Source organism: Mesorhizobium sp. B2-4-2 (assembly GCF_006442845.1).
In the GTDB taxonomy this organism is placed as follows: Bacteria; Pseudomonadota; Alphaproteobacteria; order Rhizobiales; family Rhizobiaceae; genus Mesorhizobium.
This window is the reverse complement of sequence record NZ_VFVM01000016.1, coordinates 65,756-90,391: the sequence shown is the minus strand read 5'-3', so window position 1 is coordinate 90,391 and position 24,636 is coordinate 65,756. Positions and strand designations below refer to the sequence as shown.

At 64.1% G+C, this 24,636-nt stretch carries 23 protein-coding genes; 18 read left to right on the top strand and 5 right to left on the bottom strand.

The genetic code is table 11. From position 1 onward, the window contains the following. Window positions 1–252: 252 nt before the first annotated feature. From rnk to FJ942_RS26205, 3 genes are all read left to right on the top strand, one after another. Window positions 253–675: a nucleoside diphosphate kinase regulator gene (rnk, locus tag FJ942_RS26215; protein ID WP_140493045.1), complete on the top strand. Its 423-nt coding sequence runs from the start codon at window positions 253–255 to the stop codon at window positions 673–675. Continuing rightward, window positions 644–1,231, top strand: a complete 588-nt coding sequence (locus FJ942_RS26210; RefSeq protein WP_224646535.1) for a nucleoside-diphosphate kinase — start codon at window positions 644–646, stop codon at window positions 1,229–1,231. Before rnk ends, FJ942_RS26210 begins: the two co-directional genes overlap by 32 nt. Window positions 1,232–1,354: 123 nt before the next feature. After that, window positions 1,355–2,611 carry a D-amino acid dehydrogenase gene (locus tag FJ942_RS26205; RefSeq protein WP_140493047.1) on the top strand — a complete coding sequence of 419 codons (1,257 nt, stop codon included), beginning with the start codon at window positions 1,355–1,357 and terminating at the stop codon, window positions 2,609–2,611. A gap of 224 nt (window positions 2,612–2,835) precedes the next feature. Here the strand turns inward: FJ942_RS26205 and FJ942_RS26200 are convergent, their stop codons facing one another. After that, window positions 2,836–3,717, bottom strand: a complete 882-nt coding sequence (locus FJ942_RS26200; protein ID WP_140517524.1) for a LysR family transcriptional regulator — start codon at window positions 3,715–3,717, stop codon at window positions 2,836–2,838. Window positions 3,718–4,068: 351 nt separating this feature from the next. Here FJ942_RS26200 and FJ942_RS26195 point away from each other — a divergent pair, with 351 nt between their 5' ends. Next, complete coding sequence (locus FJ942_RS26195; protein ID WP_140493051.1) at window positions 4,069–5,565, top strand: CoA-acylating methylmalonate-semialdehyde dehydrogenase; 1,497 nt, start codon at window positions 4,069–4,071, stop codon at window positions 5,563–5,565. 444 nt (window positions 5,566–6,009) lie between these two features. Further along, window positions 6,010–6,309 (top strand): hypothetical protein, encoded by a 300-nt coding sequence (locus FJ942_RS26190; RefSeq protein ID WP_140517526.1) that lies wholly within the window; start codon window positions 6,010–6,012, stop codon window positions 6,307–6,309. Window positions 6,310–6,394: 85 nt separating this feature from the next. On the opposite strand, the gene FJ942_RS26185 is transcribed toward FJ942_RS26190, so the two are convergent. Then, on the bottom strand, window positions 6,395–7,039 hold the full coding sequence (locus tag FJ942_RS26185; protein ID WP_224518934.1) for a GntR family transcriptional regulator: 645 nt from the start codon (window positions 7,037–7,039) through the stop codon (window positions 6,395–6,397). Between the two features lie 116 nt (window positions 7,040–7,155). Here FJ942_RS26185 and FJ942_RS26180 point away from each other — a divergent pair, with 116 nt between their 5' ends. The 13 genes from FJ942_RS26180 to FJ942_RS26120 all read left to right on the top strand — a co-directional run bounded on the left by FJ942_RS26180 (window position 7,156) and on the right by FJ942_RS26120 (window position 22,039). After that, a complete protein-coding gene (locus FJ942_RS26180) occupies window positions 7,156–8,049 on the top strand; it encodes a dihydrodipicolinate synthase family protein (protein ID WP_140517527.1) in 894 nt (297 codons plus the stop codon). A gap of 27 nt (window positions 8,050–8,076) precedes the next feature. Beyond that, window positions 8,077–9,390, top strand: coding sequence for an FAD-binding oxidoreductase (locus tag FJ942_RS26175; RefSeq protein ID WP_224681120.1), 1,314 nt, complete (start codon window positions 8,077–8,079; stop codon window positions 9,388–9,390). A 16-nt stretch (window positions 9,391–9,406) separates the two neighbouring features. Then, window positions 9,407–10,408 (top strand): 4-hydroxyproline epimerase, encoded by a 1,002-nt coding sequence (locus FJ942_RS26170; RefSeq protein WP_140554899.1) that lies wholly within the window; start codon window positions 9,407–9,409, stop codon window positions 10,406–10,408. Between the two features lie 335 nt (window positions 10,409–10,743). Continuing rightward, window positions 10,744–11,646 carry a branched-chain amino acid ABC transporter permease LivH gene (locus FJ942_RS26165; RefSeq protein ID WP_140493067.1) on the top strand — a complete coding sequence of 301 codons (903 nt, stop codon included), beginning with the start codon at window positions 10,744–10,746 and terminating at the stop codon, window positions 11,644–11,646. Window positions 11,647–11,650: 4 nt separating this feature from the next. Then, window positions 11,651–13,249 (top strand): high-affinity branched-chain amino acid ABC transporter permease LivM, encoded by a 1,599-nt coding sequence (livM, locus tag FJ942_RS26160; protein ID WP_140899407.1) that lies wholly within the window; start codon window positions 11,651–11,653, stop codon window positions 13,247–13,249. Beyond that, on the top strand, window positions 13,249–14,751 hold the full coding sequence (locus FJ942_RS26155; RefSeq protein ID WP_140580111.1) for an ATP-binding cassette domain-containing protein: 1,503 nt from the start codon (window positions 13,249–13,251) through the stop codon (window positions 14,749–14,751). The genes livM and FJ942_RS26155 overlap by 1 nt, the downstream gene beginning before the upstream one ends. Then, window positions 14,751–15,479, top strand: a complete 729-nt coding sequence (locus tag FJ942_RS26150; protein WP_140493077.1) for an ABC transporter ATP-binding protein — start codon at window positions 14,751–14,753, stop codon at window positions 15,477–15,479. The genes FJ942_RS26155 and FJ942_RS26150 overlap by 1 nt, the downstream gene beginning before the upstream one ends. 17 nt (window positions 15,480–15,496) lie before the next feature. Continuing rightward, the gene (locus FJ942_RS26145) at window positions 15,497–15,844 is read left to right on the top strand and encodes a DUF6867 family protein (protein ID WP_140493080.1); all 348 of its coding nucleotides are present in this window, start codon (window positions 15,497–15,499) and stop codon (window positions 15,842–15,844) included. 137 nt (window positions 15,845–15,981) lie between these two features. Continuing rightward, window positions 15,982–17,100: a branched-chain amino acid ABC transporter substrate-binding protein gene (locus tag FJ942_RS26140; protein WP_140493083.1), complete on the top strand. Its 1,119-nt coding sequence runs from the start codon at window positions 15,982–15,984 to the stop codon at window positions 17,098–17,100. A 274-nt stretch (window positions 17,101–17,374) separates the two neighbouring features. Then, the gene (pyc, locus tag FJ942_RS26135; protein ID WP_140899404.1) at window positions 17,375–20,833 is read left to right on the top strand and encodes a pyruvate carboxylase; all 3,459 of its coding nucleotides are present in this window, start codon (window positions 17,375–17,377) and stop codon (window positions 20,831–20,833) included. A gap of 165 nt (window positions 20,834–20,998) precedes the next feature. Continuing rightward, window positions 20,999–21,259, top strand: a complete 261-nt coding sequence (locus tag FJ942_RS26130) for a DUF2312 domain-containing protein (protein ID WP_140493089.1) — start codon at window positions 20,999–21,001, stop codon at window positions 21,257–21,259. A gap of 32 nt (window positions 21,260–21,291) precedes the next feature. Next, a complete protein-coding gene (locus tag FJ942_RS26125; RefSeq protein ID WP_140517533.1) occupies window positions 21,292–21,732 on the top strand; it encodes a hypothetical protein in 441 nt (146 codons plus the stop codon). Between the two features lie 7 nt (window positions 21,733–21,739). Further along, window positions 21,740–22,039 (top strand): hypothetical protein, encoded by a 300-nt coding sequence (locus FJ942_RS26120; RefSeq protein ID WP_140517534.1) that lies wholly within the window; start codon window positions 21,740–21,742, stop codon window positions 22,037–22,039. 62 nt (window positions 22,040–22,101) lie between these two features. On the opposite strand, the gene msrB is transcribed toward FJ942_RS26120, so the two are convergent. From msrB to FJ942_RS26105, 3 genes are all read right to left on the bottom strand, one after another. Next, complete coding sequence (gene msrB / locus FJ942_RS26115; protein WP_140493098.1) at window positions 22,102–22,506, bottom strand: peptide-methionine (R)-S-oxide reductase MsrB; 405 nt, start codon at window positions 22,504–22,506, stop codon at window positions 22,102–22,104. A gap of 113 nt (window positions 22,507–22,619) precedes the next feature. Next, the gene (locus FJ942_RS26110) at window positions 22,620–23,417 is read right to left on the bottom strand and encodes an MBL fold metallo-hydrolase (RefSeq protein WP_140493101.1); all 798 of its coding nucleotides are present in this window, start codon (window positions 23,415–23,417) and stop codon (window positions 22,620–22,622) included. Between the two features lie 24 nt (window positions 23,418–23,441). Beyond that, window positions 23,442–24,632, bottom strand: coding sequence for a VWA domain-containing protein (locus tag FJ942_RS26105; RefSeq protein WP_140517535.1), 1,191 nt, complete (start codon window positions 24,630–24,632; stop codon window positions 23,442–23,444). Between the last annotated feature and the right edge of the window lie 4 nt (window positions 24,633–24,636).

Sequence of the window (24,636 nt, the reverse complement as noted above, 5' to 3'; positions counted from 1 at the left end):
CGGGCGCCATTCGGCAAGCTTTGGCACATGAGCAAGCTCGCTTATATCAAAACCTTCTTCAGGGTCTGCCCGATCGCGGGATCGTAGCCCCGGCGCGGCCGCCTTCCGGCGTCCGTCCGTACCGGGGCATCCATACATCCACAATCGCCATCAAGCCGAACAGCCCTTCGCGGCTGCCGGCCTTTCATCACGCCGCCGCCAGCGCGCCGGCAGGCGCGCATCCGCTCGATGCGCCGGTCCATGAGGTTTGCCATGCAACACGCGAAAGAACTGCGTCCAAACAGCCATCTTCTGATCAGCGACGCCGACCATGACAGGCTGACGGGCTTGGCCAGGGCTTTGCTCGATCGCGCGCCCGAGACGGCCGAGGAGCTGCTTTCGGAAATGGACAGGGCCGTCGTCACGAACGCGGCGGCGATGCCGGCCGGTGTGGTGCGAATGGGTTCGACGGTGATCGTGCGCGGCGAAAGCGGCGACGCCCAGCGCATCATGCTGGTCTACCCGGGTGAGGCCGACATAGCCGAGAACCGCATCTCGGTGCTGACGCCGATGGGAACCGCGCTCATTGGCGCGAGTGTTGGGCAGGCGGTTTGCTGGAACGGTCGTGGCGGTCGGGAACTGTCAGTGACCGTCGAGGCCGTCGATGCGCCGGCTTCCGGCCCGCAACGAGCTTGATGGCGAGGCGGTGATGACGAGCACGAATTGTTGCCTGACGACGAAGGACTTCGCCGTTCTCGAAGTCATGCTGGAGCGCCGACGGGCGTTCGCGGATCCGATCGTGCGCATGCTCGAACACAAGCTTTCAGGCGCCGATGTCGTGCCGATCGATTCGGTCGGCCCCGACATCGTTACGCTGAACAGCAGGGTGGTGTTCGGCGTCGATGCCGGTCCCGCCGAAACGCGAACCCTGGTGCAGCACGAGGTGCGCGGGCCGGTCGGCTCGAGCCTGTCGGTCGCAACGAGGCGCGGGCTCTGCATGCTTGGCATGGCGCAAGGCCAGACGGCAACGGTCGAACACGCCGACGGCAGGCGGGAGTCGATCCTGATCAAGGCCGTGCTTTACCAGCCTGAAGCTGCCCGGCGCACGATCAAGCAGAAAGACCAGGCTGACGCGCGGCGACCGCACGGGCCCAGGCTCGTCTACAGTGCCGCAGCCGATTGGCGGCCTCTTGGCGAGACGGCCGGAATGCGGCAGACAGAAGAAGACGACCCCGGTCCCTCGGCGGCGTGAATAGGCAACGGCGCGTGGTCTCGAAGATCGACATCGATTTTCGCTCGGGATCATGCGCAAATCGAAAATACGGCCGCGTCCACGGGCGTCCTGAGGACGCTCGGCGCGGCAAGGAGTGAATGAATGAAAATCATGGTGCTGGGCAGTGGCGTGATCGGGGTGACCACGGCCTATTATCTCGCCGAGGCTGGCCACGAGGTGACCGTGATCGACCGCCAGAAAGGGCCGGGACTGGAAACCAGCTTCGCCAATGCCGGCGAGATTTCGCCCGGCTATGCCTCGCCTTGGGCCGGGCCCGGTATCCCCCTCAAGGCGATCAAATGGCTGCTGATGAAGCATGGTCCGCTGGTGGTGCGGCCGGCCTTCGATCCACATATGTGGACGTGGCTGGTCAAAATGCTGCGCAACTGCACCGCCGAACGCTACGCGGTCAACAAATCGCGCATGGTGCCGCTGGCCGAATACAGCCGCGACACGCTGAAGGCGCTGCGCGAGGCAACCGGCATAGCCTATGACGAGCGGACGCAGGGCACGCTGCAGCTGTTTCGCACGCAAAAGCAGCTCGACGGCACATCAGGCGATGTCGAGGTGCTGAAGAGATATGGCGTGCCCTACGAAATCCTCGACCAGGACGGCTGCATCGCGGCGGAACCGGCTCTGGCCGCGGTGCGCGAAAAATTCGTCGGCGGCCTGAGGCTGCCGGGCGACGAGACCGGTGACTGCAAGATGTTCACCGACAGGCTGGCCGAGCTTTGCGTGGCACGCGGGGTCAAGTTCGAATACGACACGACGATATGGCGCGTCATCCGCAGCCGCAACCGCGTCAACAATATGAGCACCAGCAAGGGCTGGCTGACCGCCGACGCCTATGTGATGGCGCTGGGCAGTTATTCGTCGGACTTCATGCGCCGGATGAAGCGGCCGATCCCGGTCTATCCGGTCAAGGGCTATTCGATCACGGTGCCGATCAAGGATGCCGCCGCCGCGCCGGTGTCGACGGTGATGGACGAAACCTACAAGGTCGCGATCACGAGGCTCGGCGACCGCATCCGCGTCGGCGGCACGGCCGAGATTTCCGGGTTCGACCTCCGGCTGCACGAATCGCGACGGCGCACGCTCGAACACTCGGTCGGCGACCTGTTCCCGGGAGCCGGCGCCATGCGGGAGGCGACGTTCTGGTGCGGCCTGCGGCCGATGACGCCGGACGGGCCGCCGCTGATCGGGCGCACGGAGCTTTCCAATCTCTACCTCAACACCGGCCATGGAACGCTCGGCTGGACCATGGCCTGCGGCTCGGCCAAGGTGCTGGCCGACATCATCTCGAACAAAGTGCCCGATATCGACGCCCGCGCGCTGGCGCAGGAGCGCTATCTGAAATAGACGCCGCCCGCTCGCCATCGGCGGGCGCGGCCGGGGAATATCGCGTCAGAACGCCTGTTTCACCCAGCCCTCGTCGAACAGCAGCCGGTAAGCCCACCGGATGGTCACTTCGGTGGCGACCGATTGGAATGGGCGAGATACTCGTCATCTGGCGAAGAAGGCGGGGTCGAGCACCATCATGCCGTTCTCCGTGTCGTGGAAGAAGCTGCGATGGCCGACATGCGTCAGACGAAAAGATTTCTCTCCCGCTCCACCGCCTTTGTGATGAAGGAGGCAACGATCTGGACGCGGCGCAGCGGCCTGACCGATTCGTGATAGACCAGCCAGTAGGCACGGCGGATGGGCGCCACCACGTCGACGGCCACCAGTTCCGGCATCGAGCGGGCGACGAAAGTGTGCAGGATGCCGATGCCGGCGCCCGACCGAACCGCTTCGGCCTGCCCGAGCGCGGAGGAAATGGCGAAGCTGGTGCGCCAGTCCGCGCTGAATTCGGCGGCGTAGTCGAGCGATGGGCTGACGATGAGGTCCGGCACATAGCCGATCAATGTGTGCCGTCCCAGCTCGGCAGCGGTCTGGGGCAGGCCGTGGGCTTCAGCATAGGCACGTGAGGCAAACAGGCCGAGCGAGTAGTCGACCAGCTTGCCCGCTACCAGCCGGCCCTCGGTCGGGCGCTCGACGGTGATGGCAATGTCGGCCTCGCGGCGAGACAGGGAGAAGGAGCGCGGCACTGGTACGAGCTGAATCGTCAATTCACGGTGCAGCGCGGTCAGTGCGCCGAGGCGCCGGGCGAGGAACGCGACGCCAAACCCGTCCGGCGCGCCGATCCGCACCGTGCCCGAAACGTCGTCGCCTTCGCCTGATATTGTCGAGCGGGCGGCGATCATGTCGCCCTCCATGCGCTCGGCGATATCGAGGAAACGCTCGCCGGCGGGCGTCAGCTCGCTGCCGGTGGTCAGCCGGCGAAAGAGTTTCGTGCGCAGCGCGTCTTCAAGTGCGGCGATGCGGCGCGAGACGGTGGCGTGGTTGAGTTCCAGCCGCCTGGCGGCGCCAAGGATTTGCCCGGCGCGCGCCACGGCGAGAAAGATGCGGACGTCATCCCAGTTCATTTTACCCTCCCTTTGTGGGAGGTCGATCCGCGTAGCGGAGCGGGGTAGGGGCGACGCCGGCGCTTGATCCCCACCCCGTCGAACGATCTCCGCTCCGCTCCGACCGCTCGCCGACCTCCCCACAAGGGGGAGGGTGAAGGCAGGGGAGATGTCCGGCAGGACAGAGGGGCGTGAAGGAACTCAATCTATCAATCCGTGAACGTCGTCTTCGTGATCCTTCCCATTTGCGAGAATTGATGCTCTCCCGTCAACCGGTGTCTATTTTCCGCACAACGGTTGCGTTCTCCCTCGCGTTGCCATCGGCGTGCCAAAGGCGGACAATGCACCATCACAAACCCAGGGAGAGACATCATGATCGAATACGGTCATTTCATCGGCGGCAAGCGTGTCGCCGGCACCAGCGGTCGCAAGCAGGACGTGATGCAGCCGATGGACGGCTCTGTGCGCGGCACGGTGGCGCTGGCCTCGCAGGCGGAACTGCGCGCGGCGGTCGAGAACGCCAAGGCGGCGCAGCCGAAATGGGCCGCGACCAACCCGCAGCGCCGCGTGCGCGTCCTTATGAAGTTCCTTGAACTGGTCGCCCGCGACTATGACGAACTGGCCGACATCCTGGCGCGCGAGCACGGCAAGACCATCGCCGATGCCAGGGGCGACATCCAGCGCGGCCTCGAAGTGGTCGAGGTCTGCATCGGCGCGCCGCACATGATGAAGGGCGAATTCACCGACGGTGCCGGCCCCGGCATCGACGTCTATTCGATGCGCCAGCCGCTCGGCGTCGTCGCCGGCATCACGCCGTTCAACTTTCCGGCGATGATCCCGCTGTGGAAGATCGCGCCGGCGATCGCCTGCGGCAACGCCTTCATCCTGAAGCCTTCCGAGCGCGACCCGGGCGTGCCGATCCGCATCGCCGAACTGTTCATCGAGGCGGGCCTGCCTGCCGGTATCCTCAATGTCGTCAACGGCGACAAGGAAGTCGTCGACGCCATCCTTGACGACCCCGATATCAAGGCTATCGGCTTCGTCGGCTCGACGCCGATCGCTCATTACATCTATTCGCGCGGCACTGCGTCAGGCAAGCGCGTGCAGTGCTTCGGCGGCGCCAAGAACCACATGATCATCATGCCCGACGCCGACATGGACCAGACCGTCGATGCACTGATCGGCGCCGGCTACGGCTCGGCCGGCGAGCGCTGCATGGCGATCTCGGTGGCGGTCCCGGTCGGCAACGACACCGCCAACCGGCTGATGGAAAAACTGGTGCCGCGCGTCGAAAGCCTGAAGGTCGGCCCCTCGACGGATTCCGCCGCCGATTTTGGCCCGCTGGTCACCGCTCAGGCGCTGGAGCGGGTGAAGGGCTATGTCGATATCGGCGTCAAGGAAGGCGCCAAGCTGGTCGTCGACGGTCGCGGCTTCAAGATGCAGGGCTACGAGAACGGCTACTATATGGGCGGCTGCCTGTTCGACAACGTCACGTCGGACATGCGCATCTACAAGGAAGAGATCTTCGGGCCGGTGCTGTCGGTGGTGCGCGCGCCGACCTACGAGAACGCCATCAAGCTCGCCAATGACCACGAGATGGGCAATGGCGTCGCCATCTACACGCGCGACGGCGACGCCGCGCGAGACTTTGCTTCCAGGGTTCAGGTCGGCATGGTCGGCGTCAACGTGCCGATCCCGGTGCCGATCGCCTACTACACGTTCGGTGGCTGGAAGGCGTCGTCCTTCGGCGACCTCAACCAGCACGGTCCGGACGCGTTCCGCTTCTACACCAAGACCAAGACGGTCACCTCGCGCTGGCCGTCCGGCATCAAGGACGGAGCCGATTTCGTCATCCCGACGATGAACTAGCCGGACGCTTGTCTGCTTGCGCGTCCTCGCCTTCGGCTGCGGGGCGCGCGGGCCGGCATCAAGGACGGGGCCGATTTCGTCATCCCGACGATGAACTAGCCGGACACTTGTCCGCTTGCGCGTCCTCGCCTTCGGCTGCGGGCGCGCGGGCCGGCATCAAGGGCGGCGCCGATTTCGTCATCCCGACGATGAACTAGCCGGACGCTTGTCCGCTTGCGCGTCCTCGCCTTCGGCTGCGGCCGCGCGGGCCGGCAGGACCACCCAAAAATCTACGGCCCGAGTCCCCTGGCTCGGGCCGTTTATTTTGCAAACGCTAATGTGATGGAACCGGCGAGGGCGCCAGGACTTAGAGCTACGATCCTGCCCTGGAGGAGGCATGGCAGGCAACCAGAGCGCCGACGGCTGACCGTTAGCATCGCATCGTCGGGCGCAAGGAGGTGTCCGATGGCACAACGTCTTATGTCCATGCTGCTATGCGCCGCGGCGGCGCTATCGATAGGGCCGGCGAATGCAGCCGGCCAATGTGCGGCACGCGCCGACATCGTCAAGGCGCTCGGCGAGAATTTCCACGAAAGCGAGGCCGGGCGTGGCCTGATCAATCCCAACGTGGTGCTTGAGGTGTTCGTTTCCGAACAGGGCAGTTGGACCGTCCTCGCCTCCGACACCAAGGGCCAGAGTTGCATCCTGTCCGTCGGCGAGGGCTGGGACAGCCCGACGATCAAGGCGGCCTTGCCAGGAGCCTGAGCCTCATCGCGTCGAAGCGGTTCAGGCGACGCGTAGTCTTGGGCATGCACTGTCCTGAACCGAGGTCGGTGTCGGGCGGTATGCTTCAACGTGTGGCGGCCGCCTCGGCATGGGCGCGCAGCAATGCCATCAGCCGCTTGGCATCCTTCGCGGCGGCTTCCTCGTCACCGTCGACAATCGAGCGGATCAGCGCGACGTGATGCTCGGCCGATTCCGCCAGGCCGGTATCGGCCTTGTAGCGGAACCAGAAGCGGCGGCTATGGGTCTGCAGCGGGGCAGCCAGCCTGGCCGCGAACGGGTTGTCGGCAGCCCGCGCCAGCGCCTCGTCCAGCGTCTTGTCGGCCTGGATGAAGGCAAGCACGTTGCCGGAGATGACAGCCTTCTGCATGGCAAGCGCGGCATCGTGGAAGAGGTCGGCTGCGTCGCGGGTGACGAAGCGCGCCGCGGAGCGGGCCAGCACCACCTCGACGCCGCGGCGCGCGTCGAGGACGCGCAGCCAGTCGCCGGGGTGCAGCGGCGCGATGGCGATGCCTGCGCGCGGCCGCACGTCGAGCAGTCCTTCCCAGGCCAGCCTCTGGATCGCCTCGCGCACCGGCGTACGGCCGAGCGCCAGCTTCTCGATCAGGCCGCCTTCAGTGACGAAACTCGCCGGCGCCAGTTCGAGCGTGACAATCATATGCTCGAGCATGCGGTAGGCCTTGGTCGCAGCCGGCTCGAACGCAGCGCTCATTTGCATGGATATCAAAGGCGGTCTCCTGATATATTTTGCATATATCATAGGAGAATCCGTGTTGACAGCGGCTTTCTTAATAGATATACGGCTGATATATCAGAGGAGCGATGACCATGTGGACCGGAGTTTTCCCAGCCGTCACGACTAAATTCACCACGGACGACCGCCTCGACCATGCCGAGATGGAGCGCTGCTTCGGCTTGCAGATGGAGGCCGGCTGCGACGGCATCATCGTCTGCGGATCGCTCGGCGAAGGGCCGATGCTGTCCCATGACGAAAAGATTGAAGTGCTGAAAACCGCGCAGAAGGTGGCTGGCAAGAAACCGGTGCTGCTGACGGTGAACGAGGCCGGGACACGCGAGGCCGCCAGCATCGCCCGCCGCGCCGCCAAGGAAGGCGCCAACGGCCTGATGGTGGTGCCCAGCCCGATCTACCATACCAATGCGGAAGAGACGGTGGCGGCGCTGCGCGCCGTCGCGGAGGCCGGCGACTTGCCGGTCATGATCTATTCCAACCGGCTCGCCTACCGCGTCGATGTCACCGTCGACCAGATGGAGGAGCTGGCGTCGGACGAGCGCTTCGTCGCCATCAAGGAATCCTCCGACGACATCAGGCGCTCGACCGAGATCATCAATCGCCTGGGCAGCCGCTACGACCTGTTTACCGGCGTCGACAATCTCGCTTTCGAGGCGCTGTCGGTGGGCGCCATCGGCTGGGTGGCCGGTCTCGTCACCGCCTTCCCGCGCGAGACGGTGGCGATCTACCAGCTGATGCAGCGGGGCCGCCGCGAAGAGGCGCTCGCCATCTATCGCTGGTTCCGGCCGCTGCTTGATCTCGACGTCTCGACCTATCTGGTGCAGAACATCAAGCTTGCCGAGGTGTTCGCCATTCAAACCAACGACCGCGTCCGCATGCCGCGCCAGCCGCTGTCGGGCGAGCGCCGCAAGGCGGTCGAGAAGATCGTCAAGGACGCACTGGCGGTGCGGCCGACACTACCGGCGTTCTGAGGCTTTCTTCCGAGAGGCGGCGCCCAGGTGACAGGAAGTTCCAAATCGATGGAAGCGCGGCGGCGCCCCGCCCTGCGGGCGTCTTCTCCCCGTGAACAGGGAGAAGAAATAGATATCGCCATCGTCGGCGGCGGCATCATCGGCATCTGCGCGGCGGCGTTTCTTGCCGAGGCGGGGCGAAACGTCACGGTCTACGACCGCACCGGCATCTGCGAGGAGACGAGCTCCGGCAATGCCGCCGCCTTCGCCTTTTCCGACGTGCTGCCACTGGCGCACAAGGGCATGCTCCGGCAATTGCCGAAATGGCTGGCCGATCCGCTCGGCCCACTCGCCATCCCGCCCGCCTACCTGCCGAAGCTGCTGCCCTGGCTGATCCGCTTCTGGCGTGCCGGCTCGGCGAAGCACTACGAGGCTGGCCTGGTGGCGCAGGCCGCAATGATGGCGCTCGCCGAGGCCGAATGGATGGGCCTGCTCGACCGCTCCGGCACGAGGCGGATGCTGCGCGAGGATGGCTCGCTCGAACTCTACGAAAGCGAGGCCGAATTCCAGGCCTCGCTGTCCGGCTGGGCGGCGCGCCAGCGCTTCGGCATCGGCTTCCGCCATGTCGGCGGCGAGGAGCTGGCGGAGCTGCAGCCCGGCCTGTCGCCGCGCTTCGGCAAAGGCACGTTCGTGCCGGGCTGGAAGACAATCGCCGATCCAAAACTGCTAGGCAAGGCGATCTGGGACTATGCGCAATCCAAGGGCGCGCGGTTCGAGAAGGCCCGCATCGCCGGCGTCGCCGCGGACGGGAACGGCGCGACGTTGACCCTGGCCGACGGCACGACGCGGCAAGCCCGGCACCTGGTCGTCACCGCCGGCGCCTGGTCGCATCTGCTGGCGCGGCAGCTCGGCGACCGCATTCCGCTCGAAACCGAGCGCGGCTACAACACGACGTTGCCAAAGGCCGCCTTCGACGTGAAGCGGATGCTGATCTTCTCCGGCCAAGGCTTCGTGATCACGCCGCTCGACACGGGCCTGCGCATCGGCGGCGCGGTTGAGCTCGGCGGCATCGAGCGGCCGCCCAACTACGCGCGCTCGAAGGCGCTGCTGCGCAAGGCGCAAGACTTCCTGCCGGGCCTCGATCCTTCGGGCGGACGCGAATGGATGGGGTTTCGTCCCTCGCTGCCGGATTCATTGCCTGTCGTCGGCCGCGCATCGGGAAGCCGGCCGGTGGTCTACGCTTTCGGCCACGGCCATCTTGGCCTGACCCAGGCTGCTGCGACGGGACGGTTGATCCGCGAGCTTGTCCTGGGGCAGACTCCGCCGATCGACGTGGCCCCCTTCAGTCCACAACGGTTTTGATTTTTCGAGGAGCGTCATGGCCAGGAAATCCTTCTTCTGCATCGACGGCCACACCTGCGGCAACCCGGTGCGGCTGGTCGCCGGCGGCGGCCCGCTGCTCCAGGGTTCGACGATGATGGAGCGGCGCGCACATTTCCTGGCCGAATATGACTGGATCCGCACCGGCCTGATGTTCGAGCCGCGCGGCCACGATGTCATGTCCGGCTCGATCCTCTACCCGCCGACGCGTGAGGATTGCGACATCGCCATCCTGTTCATCGAGACCTCGGGCTGCCTGCCAATGTGCGGCCACGGCACCATCGGCACGGTGACGATGGCCATCGAGCACGGGCTGATCAAGCCGACGACGCCCGGCGTGCTCAGGCTCGACACACCGGCCGGCCTGGTCATCGCCGAATACAAACAGGTCGGCGAATATGTCGAAGAGGTGCGCATCACCAACGTGCCCTCCTTCCTCCATGCCGAGGGCCTGACGGTCGAATGCCCCGGGCTCGGCGAGATCGTCGTCGACGTCGCCTATGGCGGCAATTTCTACGCCATCGTCGAGCCGCAGAAAAACTATCGCGACATGGCAGACCATTCGGCGGGCGACCTCATCGCCTGGAGCCCGGTGGTGCGGCAGCGGCTGAACGAGAAATACTCTTTCGTGCATCCGGAGAATCCGGGCATCAACCGGCTGTCGCACATGCTGTGGACCGGCGAGCCGACGGTGTCGGGTGCGGACGCGCGCAACGCGGTCTTCTACGGCGACAAGGCGATCGACCGCTCACCGTGCGGCACGGGCACCTCGGCACGCATGGCGCAGCTCCATGCCAAGGGCAAGCTCAAGGCCGGCGATGCGTTCGTCCATGAATCGATCATCGGCTCGCTGTTCAAGGGCAAGGTTGAAAAAGACGTCACGGTCGCAGGCAAGCCGGCGATCATTCCCTCGATCGGCGGCTGGGCGCGCATGACCGGGCTCAACACGATCTTCATCGATGACCGCGATCCGTTCGCGCACGGCTTCGTCGTCAAATAGGCGATTCATCACGCTGCGGAAGGTCGGGAAGGACAAAAAGGATTGCTGTCACGAGCGCAACGAATCGTCTCATCAACTTATTTTGACGGCGATTTCTTCGAAATGGAGCGCATGATGACGCTTAATCGTCAAAGACATTGCGTTATGCCAATGATAGGGTCCGCGATAGTCCAGGGGGCGGGTGCGAAAAAACGGGCAATCGAACGGCGTGCAGTCGGAAACACGCATGACGATCAAAAAATGACGTTGCAATCCCGTCTCGAAACCTTACGACTAGGGGAAATACGAAAAGGAATGCGTCTGCATGGGCGACATTCCAGGGGAGCCATGTACACATGCAGTATTTTGTCCAGCAGCTTATCAATGGGCTGACGCTGGGATCGATCTATGGGCTGATCGCGATCGGCTACACGATGGTCTACGGCATCATCGGCATGATCAACTTTGCTCATGGCGATATCTTCATGGTGGGCGCTTTCACGGCGCTGATCGTTTTCCTCATCCTGGGCGCCCTGTTCTATTCGGTTCCCGTGGTCATCGCGCTGTTGGTGATGATGATCGTGGCGATGCTGCTGACCAGCCTCTACAACTGGACGATCGAGAAGGTGGCCTACCGGCCGCTGCGCGGCTCGTTCCGGCTGGCGCCGCTGATCACCGCCATCGGCATGTCGATCGCGCTGTCGAATTTCGTGCAGGTGACGCAAGGCCCGCGCAACAAGCCGATCCCGCCGATGGTGTCGAAGGTCTACAACATCGAAGGCATCAGCGTGTCGCTGAAGCAGATCATCATCGTCGTCGTCACCGCGTTGCTCTTGGTGTTGTTCTGGTACCTGGTCAACAAGACCTCGCTTGGCCGGGCGCAGCGCGCCTGCGAGCAGGACCGCAAGATGGCGGCGCTGCTCGGCATCGATGTCGACCGCACCATCTCGATCACCTTCATCATGGGCGCGGCACTTGCCGCCGTCGCCGGCACGCTGTTCCTGATGTATTACGGCGTCATCGCCTTCTCGGACGGTTTCGTGCCCGGCGTGAAGGCATTCACCGCAGCGGTGCTGGGCGGCATCGGTTCGTTGCCGGGCGCGGTGCTGGGCGGTCTTTTGATCGGCTTCATCGAGAGCATGTGGTCGGCCTATTTCTCGATCGACTACAAGGATGTCGCCGCCTTCTCGATCCTGGCTATCGTGCTGATCTTCCTGCCTTCCGGCATTCTCGGCCGGCCAGAAGTCGAAAAGGTCTGAGATCATGGCCGTCACCGTATCTCCCGAGCGCGACACCGTCGCAGCCACGCCCATGCAGCGCGCCTTGCGCGAGGCCTTCTATGCCGGTGCCATCGCGCTCGGCCTGTTCGTGCTGTTTATCGGGCTCAAGACCGACCAGAACATCTCAAACGAGCTGATCCTGGTGCAGCGCTGGGGCCTGCTCGCCGCAGTGGTCATCACCACGGCCGTCGGACGCTTCCTCTATGTCGCCTACGGCCAGCCCTTTTTGGCCAACCAGAAGATCGCCGACGTCGCCACCGGCTTGCTGCCGGCCAGCGTGGCGTCGCGCTTCTTCCTCTTTCCAGCCTTCATCGTGGCCGTCATCGTCGCGGCGCTGCTGTTCGTCTTCAGCAGGTCTCTCGCCGGCTGGGTAGGGGCGGAGCCGGCCGGCTATCTGCAATTCCTGCGCGCCCTTGCGGTCATCTACGCGCTGGCTTGCGTGATCTACTATTTCCGCGGCTTCATCCATGCCAACTTCACAAAACTCGGCATCGCCGCACTGGTGCTCTATCCGATCATTGTCGTGGGCATGCTGTCGCTGATGTCGTGGTCGCTCGTCGGCGGGCTGCAAGGGTCGCTGAAATGGGTCGATAATTTCGGCATCCAGATCCTGATCTATGTCATGCTGGCCTGGGGGCTGAACATCGTCGTCGGTCTGGCCGGCCTGCTCGACCTCGGCTATGTCGCCTTCTATGCCGTCGGCGCCTATGCCTATGCGCTGCTCGGCACGCATTACGGCCTCTCCTTCTGGATCCTCCTGCCGGCCGCAGGCGCCATGGCCGCCTTCTGGGGCGTGCTGCTCGGCTTTCCGGTGCTGCGCCTGCGCGGCGACTACCTGGCCATCGTGACGCTTGCCTTCGGCGAGATCATCCGGCTGGTGATCATCAACTGGCGCGAGGTGACCAATGGCTCGGCCGGCATTTCCGGCATCCCGAAGGTCACCTTCTTCGGCCTGATGAGCTTCAACGTCTCGGATCCGAACTATATCGGCAAGGTGCTGAACATCGCCACATCAAGCGCCTATTACAAGATCTTCCTCTATTACCTCATCCTGGGGCTGGCGCTGCTCACCGCCTTCGTCACGGTCAGGCTGAGGCGCATGCCGGTTGGCCGCGCCTGGGAAGCCTTGCGCGAGGACGAGATCGCCTGCCGCTCGCTCGGCATCAACACCACGACCACCAAGCTGACCGCCTTTGCCACCGGTGCCATGTTCGGCGGTTTTGCCGGCTCGTTCTTCGCCGCCCGGCAAGGCTTCGTCAGCCCCGAATCCTTCGTCTTCCTGGAATCGGCGATCATCCTGGCCATCGTCGTGCTTGGCGGTATGGGATCACTGGTCGGCATTGCCGTCGCGGCTCTGGTCATGATCGGCGGCACCGAGGTGCTGCGCGAACTCGACTTCCTCAAGCAGGTCTTCGGACCCGACTTCACGCCGGAACTCTACCGTATGCTGCTGTTCGGCATGGCCATGGTGATCGTCATGCTGTGGAAGCCGCGCGGCTTTGTCGGCAGCCGTGAGCCGACCGCCTTCCTCAAGGTGCGAAGGGCTGTCTCAAGTTCCTTCACCAAGGAGGGTCACGGCTGATGAACGCGAACCCCTCCATGAACGACGCCATCCTGAACGTCGAACACCTGTCGATGAAGTTCGGCGGCCTGGTCGCGATCGGCGACCTGTCCTTCACCGCCAGGCGCGGCGAGATCACCGCGCTGATCGGGCCCAACGGCGCCGGCAAGACCACCGTGTTCAACTGCATCACCGGCTTCTACAAGCCGTCGGAAGGCATGATCACTCTCACCCGGCAGGACGGCTCGATCTACCTGCTCGAACGGCTGCCCAACCATGAGATCCCGGCGCGCGCCAAGGTGGCGCGCACCTTCCAGAACATCCGCCTGTTCTCGGGCATGACGGTGCTCGAGAACCTGCTCGTTGCCCAGCACAACAAGCTGATGAAGGCTTCGGGCTATACGGTGCTCGGCCTGTTCGGCTTCAGCGGTTACCGCAAGGCCTCGGCCGAATCCGTCGAACTTGCCAAGCACTGGCTTGAGAAAGCCGATCTGGTCGACCGCGCCGACGATCCGGCCGGCGACCTGCCCTATGGCGCGCAGCGGCGCCTCGAGATCGCGCGCGCCATGTGCACCGGCCCGGAGCTTTTGTGCCTCGACGAGCCCGCCGCCGGTCTCAATCCAAAGGAATCGGCCGCGCTCAACGACCTGCTGATGGACATCAAGAACAACACCGGCACCTCGATCCTGCTGATCGAGCACGACATGTCGGTGGTCATGCAGATCTCCGATCACGTCGTGGTGCTGGAATACGGCCGCAAGATCTCCGACGGCAATCCGCAGTCGGTGCGCACCGATCCGCGCGTCATCGCGGCCTATCTCGGCGTCGACGATGAGGAGGTCGAGACCGTGCTGACCGAAGTCGGCGACGAGGACGTCATCGAGCAACTCGATACCGGTCCCGATGCCGCGCATGGTCCGGGAACATCGTCGTCCTATCTCGCCGGCCCGGTGAGCGACACGGTCGGCCACAGCGAAGGCGAGCGCATCACGGTGTCGAAGGGCGCCTCGAAGGCGGCGCAGGTCGATGCGCGGGCGGCGAGCGTTGCGGCCAAGGCTGTCGCGCCAGCACCTGCTTCGCGGACCAAGCCGGTGGCGAAGCCGGCCACCAAGGCGAGTGTCAAGACAGGGGCCAAGACGCCGGCCGCGAAGGCCGCGGGCATCTCGAACCGCCTGGCGGCGCCCCGCGGCGGCAAAGCCGACAATCTCACCCGCATCAAGGGGATCGGCGCGGTCAACGAGAAGAAGCTCAACGAACACGGCATCTTCCACTTCGACCAGATCGGCGCTTGGAAGAAGGCCGATGTCGAGGCCGTCGAAGCGTATCTCGCCTTTGACGGACGCATCGCCCGCGAAGAATGGGTCAAGCAGGCCAGGCTGCTTAGCCAGGGCAAGGACACGGAATTCTCGCGCCGCGTCGACGCCGGCAAGGTGGCGACGAGCCATGCTTCCGGTAAGCAGGCAGCAAAGCCCGCGACAGGAGCGGGCAAGCCCGTTCGGGCCAAGCGCGGAGGGGGCAAGTGATGGCCGGGAAGACGCTGCTCGATATCAAGGGCGTGCAGACCTATTACGGCAACATCCGTGCGCTGAACGGCGTCGACGTCACCGTCAACGAGGGCGAGATCGTGGCGCTGATCGGCGCCAACGGCGCCGGCAAATCGACGCTGATGATGACCATTTTTGGAGCGCCGCGCGCCCGCGCGGGCACCATCACCTTCGCCGGCGCCGACATCACCCAATTGCCAACGCACGAGATCGCGCGCTTGCGCATTGCCCAGTCGCCGGAAGGCCGGCGCATCTTCCCGCGCATGACGGTGATGGAAAATCTGCAGATGGGCGCCAGCCTCGACAACCTCAAGCACTATGACGAGGACGTCGAGAAGGTGTTCGCACTGTTCCCGCGCCTGAAGGAGCGCATCGCCCAGCGCGGCGGCACGCTGTCGGGCGGCGAGCAGCAGATGCTGTCGATCGGGCGCGCGCTGATGGCGCGGCCGAAGCTGCTTCTGCTCGACGAGCCGTCGCTCGGTCTTGCGCCGCTGATCGTCAAACAGATCTTCGATGCCATTCGCGAGCTGAACCGCACGCAGGGGCTGACCGTGTTCCTGGTCGAGCAGAACGCCTTCGGCGCGCTGAAGCTGGCGACGCGCGGCTATGTCATGGTCAACGGCAATGTGACCATGAGCGGCACCGGCAAGGAACTGCTCGCCAACCCGGAAGTGCGCGCCGCCTATCTCGAAGGCGGCCATCACTGAGTTCAGGAGTCCTTACCATGCAAGGCATTCTCTACGAGGAACCGTCCATCTGGCAGTTCTTCTTCGTCACCTGCCTGCTCGGCGGCTGGGCGGCATGGATGACCGGCAAGGCCAGTGCCCAGACCTGGCGCAGCTTCGTCCAGCTGTTCGCTTATCTGCTGGGTCTCGGCATCGGCATCCGCTTCATCCATCACGCGCTGTTCAACGGCACGATGTTCTCGCTGCATTACTATGTCGTCGACACCATCGTACTGATGATCCTCGGCTTCGTCGGCTATCAATACACACGAACCAACCAGATGGTGACGCAGTATAATTGGCTATACGAAAGAGCTTCAATCTTGAGCTGGAAACCGAAAGGTTGACGTTCATCATTAACGCCGTTTCGGGGATGAATCGGCGTGACAAGTGCCTGAAAATCGGCAAACTATGCTTTCTGCGATAAGGGTGGGCATCGCATGAAAGCTTCATCCACGCCCACTCCGTTAATGGGAGCGTTTAAATGAAAAAATCACTTTTGTCCGCCGTCGCCCTGACCGCGCTGATCGCGTTCAGCGGCAATGCGTGGGCTGATCTAATGGTCGGCGTTGCTGGCCCGATCACGGGTCCGAATGCCGCCTTCGGCGCACAGTTGCAGAAGGGCGCGGAGCAGGCGGTCGCCGACATCAATGCGGCGGGCGGCATCAACGGCGAGCAGATCAAGCTCGAAGTCGGCGACGACGTCTCCGATCCGAAGCAAGGCATCTCGGTCGCCAACAAGTTCGTCGGCGACGGCGTCAAGTTCGTGGTCGGCCACTTCAACTCGGGCGTCTCCATTCCGGCGTCGGAAGTCTACGCGGAAAACGGCATCGTCGAGATCACGCCTGCCGCGACCAACCCCCAGTTCACCGAGCGCGGCCTGTGGAACGTGTTCCGCACCTGCGGACGCGATGACCAGCAGGGCGGCATCGCCGGCGGTTATCTGGCGGCTAATTTCAAGGACGCCAAGATCGCCGTCGTGCACGACAAGACCACCTACGGCCAGGGCCTTGCCGACGAGACCAAGAAGGCTATGAACGCCAAGGGCGTGAAGGAAGTCATGTATGAAGGCGTCAATGTCGGCGACAAGGACTTCTCGGCGCTGATCGCCAAGATGAAGGAAGCCGGCGTCTCCATCATCTACTGGGGCGGCCTGCACACTGAAGCCGGCCTGATCATCCGCCAGGCGGCCGACCAGGGCCTCAAGGCGACGCTGGTTTCCGGCGACGGCATCGTGTCGAACGAACTGGCTTCGATCGCTGGCGACGCGGTCGCGGGCACACTCAACACGTTCGGCCCGGACCCTCGCCTGATCCCGGCCAACAAGGAACTGGTCGAGAAGTTCCGCGCGCAGGGCTTCGAGCCGGAGGCCTACACGCTCTACGCCTACGCGGCCATGCAGGCGATCGCCGAGGCAGCCACCTCTGCCAAGTCCAACGACCCGCAGGAAGTTGCCAAGGCGCTGCATGAGAAGGGTCCGTTCAAGACCGTGCTCGGCGACCTCTCCTACGACGCCAAGGGTGACCCGACGCTGCCCGGCTACGTCATGTACGAGTGGAAGAAGGGCGACGACGGCAAGTACACCTACGTCCAGAAGATGTAAGCCTGTCCGAATTGACTTCACGGAATGCCCGGCGCCTCGCGCCGGGCATTTTCTTTTGCGGAAGCAGCGATCGCGCGTTTATTGTCTGGCAAAGATCCTCGTTTTGAGGACAGCGGCGGCTTTCCACTGATGTTCAGCCGTTTGGGGCCACGCTCAAGGCGAAGACTCGGGTTTAAATCGGTTTAAACGCGCGTCAAATTTTGTTTGCACTGCAGCATTTTCACGCTAATCATGGCGCCGCTTGCTCTTCCCTTCCGCTGCTGGAGCCCAATCCTTGGCCATCACGAAGATCCTCGTCGCCAACCGGTCCGAAATCGCCATCCGCGTGTTTCGCGCGGCCAATGAACTCGGCCTCAAAACGGTGGCGATCTGGGCCGAGGAGGACAAATATTCGCTGCACCGCTTCAAGGCCGACGAGAGCTACCAGGTCGGGCGCGGACCGCATCTCGCCAAGGACATGGGGCCGATCGAAAGCTATCTCTCGATCGAGGAGGTGATCCGCGTCGCCAGGCTGTCGGGCGCCGATGCGATCCACCCCGGCTATGGACTGCTTTCGGAAAGCCCCGAATTCGCCGAGGCCTGTGCCGAAGCCGGGATCACCTTCATCGGGCCCAAGCCGGAGACGATGCGCCGGCTTGGCAACAAGGTCGCGGCGCGCAATCTGGCCATCGAGGTCGGCGTGCCTGTCATTCCCGCCACCGATCCGTTGCCGGACGACATGGAGGCGTTCAAGAAACTTGCCACGGAGATCGGCTATCCCCTGATGCTGAAGGCTTCGTGGGGCGGCGGCGGCCGCGGCATGCGCGCCATCCGAGCCGAGGCCGATCTCGCCCGCGAGGTCACGGAGGGCAAGCGCGAGGCGAAAGCCGCCTTCGGCAAGGACGAGGTCTATCTCGAAAAGCTGATCGAGCGCGCCCGCCATGTCGAAGTGCAGATCCTGGGCGATACCAGTGGCAATGCGGTGCATCTGTTCGAGCGCGACTGCTCGATCCAGCGCCGCAACCAGAAGGTCGTCGAGCGGGCGCCCGCGCCCTATCTCAGCGAGGAGCTGCGCCAGGAGCTGTGCGGCCATGCGCTGAAGATCGCGCGCGAAACCAGCTATATCGGCGCCGGCACGGTCGAGTTCCTGCAGGACGCCGACACCGGCAAGTTCTATTTCATCGAGGTCAATCCGCGCATCCAGGTCGAGCACACCGTCACCGAACAGGTGACGGGCATCGACATCGTCAAGGCGCAGATCCACATTCTCGACGGCTTCGCCATCGGCACGCCGGAATCGGGCGTTCCGGCACAAAAGGACATCAGGCTGAACGGCCACGCGCTGCAGTGCCGCATCACCACCGAGGATCCCGAGCACAATTTCATCCCGGACTATGGCCGCATCACTGCCTATCGCGGCGCCACCGGCTTCGGTATCCGCCTCGATGGCGGCACCGCCTATTCGGGCGCGGTCATTACCCGCTTCTATGACCCGTTGCTGGAAAAGGTGACCGCATGGGCGCCGACGCCGGCCGAGACCATCGCACGCATGAACCGGGCGCTGCGCGAATTCCGCATCCGCGGCGTGGCCACAAACCTGACTTTCCTCGAAGCGATCATCAATCACCCGAACTTCGCCGACAATTCCTACACGACCAAGTTCATCGACACGACGCCGGAGCTGTTCGAGCAGGTCAAGCGCCAGGACCGCGCCACGAAGCTGCTCAACTATCTTGCCGACGTCAGCGTCAACGGCCATCCCGAGACGCGCGGCCGGCCGCAGCCGAAAGCCGATGCCGCCGCACCCGTGGTGCCCTACCTCAACGGCAATGTGCCCGGCGGCAGCAAGCAGAAGCTTGACGTGCTCGGTCCGGAAAAATTCGCCGCCTGGATGCGCACGCAAAAAGAGGTGCTGGTCACCGACACGACGATGCGCGACGGCCATCAATCCCTGCTGGCGACGCGTGTGCGCACGCACGACATCGCCGGCATAGCGGGCACCTATGCGCGTGCCCTGCCGCAGTTGCTTTCGCTTGAATGCTGGGGCGGCGCCACTTTCGACGTCGCCATGCGCTTTCTCACCGAGGATCCCTGGGAGCGGCTCTCGCTGGTACGCGAGGCGGCGCCCAACCTCCTGCTGCAGATGCTTCTGCGGGGCGCCAACGGCGTCGGCTACACCAACTATCCCGACAATGTCGTGCAGCATTTCGTCAAACAGGCGGCATCAGGCGGCATCGACCTGTTCCGGGTGTTCGACTGCCTGAACTGGGTCGAGAACATGCGCGTCGCCATGGACGCGGTCGGCGCCGAGGGGAAGCTGATCGAGGCCGCGATCTGCTACACCGGCGATATTCTCGATCCCACGCGGGCGAAGTACGACCTGAAATATTATGTCGGGCTGGCGAAAGAGCTCGAGGCGGCCGGCGCCCATATCATAGCGGTCAAGGACATGGCCGGGCTGTTGAAGCCGAGCGCCGCGCGCGTGCTGTTCAAGGCGCTGCGCGAAGCGACAGACCTGCCCATCCATTTCCACACACACGATACATCGGGGCTCTCAGCGGCAACGGTTCTGGCGGCGGTAGAGAGCGGCGTCGACGCCATCGACGCGGCGATGGATGCGTTCTCCGGCAACACCTCGCAGCCCTGCCTCGGCTCTATCGTCGAGGCGCTGAAGGGCACCGAGCGCGATCCCGGGCTCGACCCGCAATGGATCCGGAGGATCTCCTTCTATTGGGAAGCGGTGCGCAACCAGTATGCCGCCTTCGAAAGCGACCTCAAGGGGCCGGCGTCGGAAGTCTACCTGCACGAGATGCCGGGCGGACAGTTCACGAACCTCAAGGAACAGGCGCGTTCGCTTGGGCTGGAGACGCGCTGGCACGAGGTGGCGCAGACCTATCATGACGTCAATCTGATGTTCGGCGACATCGTCAAGGTGACCCCGTCGTCCAAGGTGGTCGGCGACATGGCGCTTATGATGGTCAGCCAGGACCTCACCGTCGCCGACGTCGAGAACCCGGCGAGGGACATCGCCTTCCCGGACTCGGTCGTCTCGATGCTGCGCGGCGATCTCGGCCAGTCGCCTGGCGGCTGGCCGCAGGCGCTGCAGAAGAAAGTGCTGAAGGGCGACAGGCCGATCACGGCGCGGCCGGGCTCGCTGCTCAAGCCGGCAGACCTCAAGGCCAGCCGCAAGGAGATCGAACGGAAGCTCGAGCGCAAGCTCAGCGAATACGAGTTCGCTTCCTGGCTGATGTATCCGAAGGTCTTCTCGGACTTCGCGGCCGCGCAGGAAACCTACGGTCCCGTCAGCGTGCTGCCGACGCCGACCTATTTCTACGGCATGAAGCCCGAAGACGAGGTGTTCGTGGACATCGAGAAGGGCAAGACGCTGGTCGTGCGCTGCCAAGCGATCGGCGACGTGGACGACAAGGGCATGGTCACCGTGTTTTTCGAACTCAACGGCCAGCCGCGCCGCGTCAAGGTGCCCGACCGGGCGCATGGCGCGTCCGCCGCCAAGGCAAGGCGCAAGGCCGAACCCGGCAACGAGGCGCATGTCGGAGCGCCGATGCCGGGCGTCGTCTCGGCGCTCGCTGTGGCCGCCGGCCAGGCCGTCAAGGCCGGCGACGTGCTGCTTTCCATCGAAGCAATGAAGATGGAAACGGCGCTGCATGCCGAGCGTGACGGCACGGTCGCCGAGGTGCTGGTCAAGGCCGGCGACCAGATCGATGCCAAGGACCTGCTGATCGCCTTCAGTTGAGAGCTCGCAAGAGAGAGCCACAGACTGTCGGCTTCTGTCGGCAGCCCTGCCAGCCTGTTCGATAACCGCTTGACCCGCCGTCCCCGGTCGGGCATCGAACCGCAGAAATTTGCGGCGGCACGGTTGCCGAGTCGCGGCGAAGCATCGATTTTTTTGGAGAAAAACATGGCCGACGATATCACAGAGACCAGCCAGACTGTTGCCGCCGGCCAGTTGCGTGCCTTCATCGAGCGCATCGAGCGGCTCGAGGAGGAGAAGAAGACCATTTCCGACGACATCAAGGAAGTGTTCGCCGAGGCCAAGGGCACCGGCTTCGACACCAAGGCGATGCGCGCGATCATCCGGCTGCGCAAGAAGGACCAGGCCGAGCGCCAGGAGGAGGAGTCCATCCTGGACCTCTACAAGGCCGCCCTCGGCATGGTGTAAGGCGAGGCATCTCGTGACGTCCGGGGTCGGCGATGAGTGAGTTCGACTTCGGCGGCCGAAGGGCCTCGGAGTTCCGCCAACGCGGCTTCTGGACGCTGTTTGCCGAGCGTCACCCGGAAGAAAGAACCCGGCTGGCGAGGCGAGGGCCCTGGTTCTGGCAGCGCGGGCTGCCGGAATTTGCGCTGGTGCTCTCCATGTACGTGGCGCCGAGCGAGAATGTGGTCGGCGTCTTCTTCGGCCGTAACGAGAAGCTTGGCGCAACCGACGTCTGGGTGCGCCTCAAGCCGTTTCAGCCGGCGATCGAGGAACGGCTGAAGCTCAGGCCGGAGCAGAGCGCACAAAACCTCGGCATCAATTCACAGTGGCGGGTCAACTGCTTTGCCGAGGACAATTGGCCGGCCATGACGGACTGGCTGGTGACCGAATGCTCGCGGTTCGAGTGCGCTGTCACCGAAGTTCTGGGACAGGGATAGGCCGCCGATGCTCGCGGATTTCTTCCGCTCGCGTTGGGATGGCCAGGTGCGGCTCGACCGGCTGTTCTGGCGCGATATGGTGCTCGTCGGCACGGCGATCAACATTGCATCGTCCGTGGCGGCGCTCATTCTGCTGGGGGTGAAGACGCCGCTCGGTCTTGTGCTGGCTGTGCATTTCGCGCCGGTGCCCTACAACATCTTCCTGACCTCGGCCGTCTGGCGGACGGCGGAGCGAACCGGGGGCGCCAAGGCCTCCCTTGCTATGCTGGGTTCGGCGCTCTGGCTGATCGCAACAGTCGTCGTCTGACAATGCTGCACGAAAAAGGCGGCCGAGGCCGCCCTTCGCAGGAAGCGTTGGCGAGGCCGCGCTCAGGCCGCCGGCTCGAATCTCAGCGCCACGCCGTTGATGCAGTAGCGCAGCCCGGTCGGCGGCGGGCCGTCCTCGAAGACGTGGCCGAGATGGCTGCCGCAGCGAGCGCAATGGCATTCCGTGCGGACCATGCCGTAGCTGCGGTCGGTCGTGGTCTCGATGGAACCGGGAACGGGGTCGTTGAAGCTCGGCCAGCCGGTGCCGCTCTCGAACTTCAGCTTGGATTCGAACAGCGGCTGGTCGCAGCCGACGCAAAAGAAGGTGCCGGCGCGCTTTTCGTGAAGCAGCGCACAGCTGCCCGGGCGTTCGGTGCCATGGTTGCGCATGACGGCATATTGCTCAGGCGTCAGCCGGGCGCGCCATTCGGCGTCGGTGCGGGTGACGGGATAGGCGTGGGTGTCCATGCAGAAAACTCCTCGGCCTTGACGGCTCATTGTTGATCGCAATGTCTATTCGCAACAAGATAGGCGTTTGTTACGAGATTTGCCCGCATTTTCGAGCGTGCCTTCTGCAATCCTCATGCGATCGCCGTGAGATAGCGCGCAACGGAGGCCGCCAGCGCCTGTTTCGCGCCACCGATAATGTTCTGGTTCCACCACGCGCCGTAGATGTCATCGAATGTGAAAGGCTCCAGCGCGGCCGCGATGCGGCGCACGGCGGCCGCATTGAGCGGGATGTAGTTGGGATAGCTGTACATGAAGCTGACGTGGCGGCGGGTCGGCGTCACCTGCAAGATATCGCCGGCCAGGAGAGCATTGCCGCCTTCGCGCTTCCAGTGCAGCACCTGGCCGCCGGCAAAGTGGCCGCCGCAGCGGATGAGCGTCAACGCCGGGTTCAGGTCCAGTGTCTCGCCTTGCCAGCTGACGATCGACGGGTGTGGCCGCATGATCCACTGCCGGTCGTCGTCATGGAGATAGATCGGCACGCCGCCAAACGCCTCGCTCCATTCGACCATCACCGAATAGTAGTGGCAGTGCGAGATGGCGATCCCGGCAAGGCCGCCGCGGCGATTGATCTCGGCCACCGCCTCGTCGGTCACCATCGAGATGCAGTCCCACAGAACGTTGCCGTGCGGCGTCTGCGTCAGCAGCGCCCGCTGACCGATGGCGAAGCGCGGCTCGATGCCGAAGGCGAGAACGCCGGCATCGCCCTTCATCACAAGCCGATGCCCGGCCGCGAGCTCTTCCGGTGTGGTCCAGGCCTGGCCTTCCCAGCGCACATATTGCCGCTCGTCCTCGCAGATCGGACAGTGCTGTGGGGGCGCTTCGCTCTGCGCGAACTGGACACCGCATTGCAGGCAGAGGAAACAGGTCATGGAACCTCCCGTCATTTTCCCGGCTCAATGCTTGCGCGACAATTGCTTGGTGGCGCTTTCCAGTCCGGCGAGCGTCAGCGGAAACATGCGGCCGCCGAACATGTCGCGGATCATAGCGATCGAATGGGTGAACCCCCAGTTCTTCTGGCTCTCGGGGTTCAGCCATACCGCGTTCGGCCACTGCCGCAGCAGACGGCCGAGCCAGACGGCGCCCGCCTCCGGGTTCCAGTGCTCGACCGAGCCACCGGGATGCGCGATCTCGTAAGGGCTCATCGAGGCATCGCCGACCACGATCACCTTGTAGTCAGGCCCATATTTGTGGAGGAGATCGAAGGTCGGGATCGTCTCGGCATGGCGGCGGCGATTGTCCTTCCACACGCCCTCGTAGAGGCAGTTGTGGAAATAAAAATATTCGAGCTGGCGGAATTCGGCGCGGGCGGCCGAGAACAATTCCTCGACGCTTCTGATGTGGTCGTCCATCGAGCCGCCGACATCGAAGAACATCAAAAGCTTCACCGCGTTGCGCCGCTCTGGCCGCGTCTTGACGTCGAGATAACCGTGCTCGGCGGTGGCGTGGATGGTGCCGGGCAGGTCGAACTCCTCCTCGGCGCCTTCACGCACCCAGCGGCGCAGCCGCTTCAGCGCGATCTTGATGTTGCGGGTGCCGAGCTCGACGGCGTCGTCGAAATTCCCGAACTCGCGCCTGTCCCAGACCTTCACGGCCCGGCGGTTGCGGCTCTCATGCTGGCCGATGCGCACGCCTTCGGGATTGTAGCCATAAGCGCCGAAAGGCGAGGTGCCGCCAGTGCCGATCCATTTCGAGCCGCCTTGGTGGCGGCCTTTCTGTTCCTCGAGCCGCTGCTTCAGCGTCTCCATCAGCTTCTCGAAACCGCCGAGCGCCGCGACCAGCTTTTTCTCCTCCTCGGTCAGGTGCTTTTCGGCCAGCCGGCGCAGCCATTCCTCGGGGATATCAGCGACGTTGACGGCATTCGGACCGCTGAGCGCCTCCACACCCTTGAAGATATGCGCGAACACCTGGTCGAAGCGGTCGATATGGCGTTCGTCCTTCACCAGCGCGGCGCGAGCGAGGTAGTAAAAACCTTCGACGTCGTAGTCGACCAGCCCGGCTTCCAACCCCTCCAGCAGCAACAGGTATTCCCTGAGCGAAACGGGAACGCGCGCTGCCTTCAGTTCGAGGAACAAGGGGATGAACATTTTC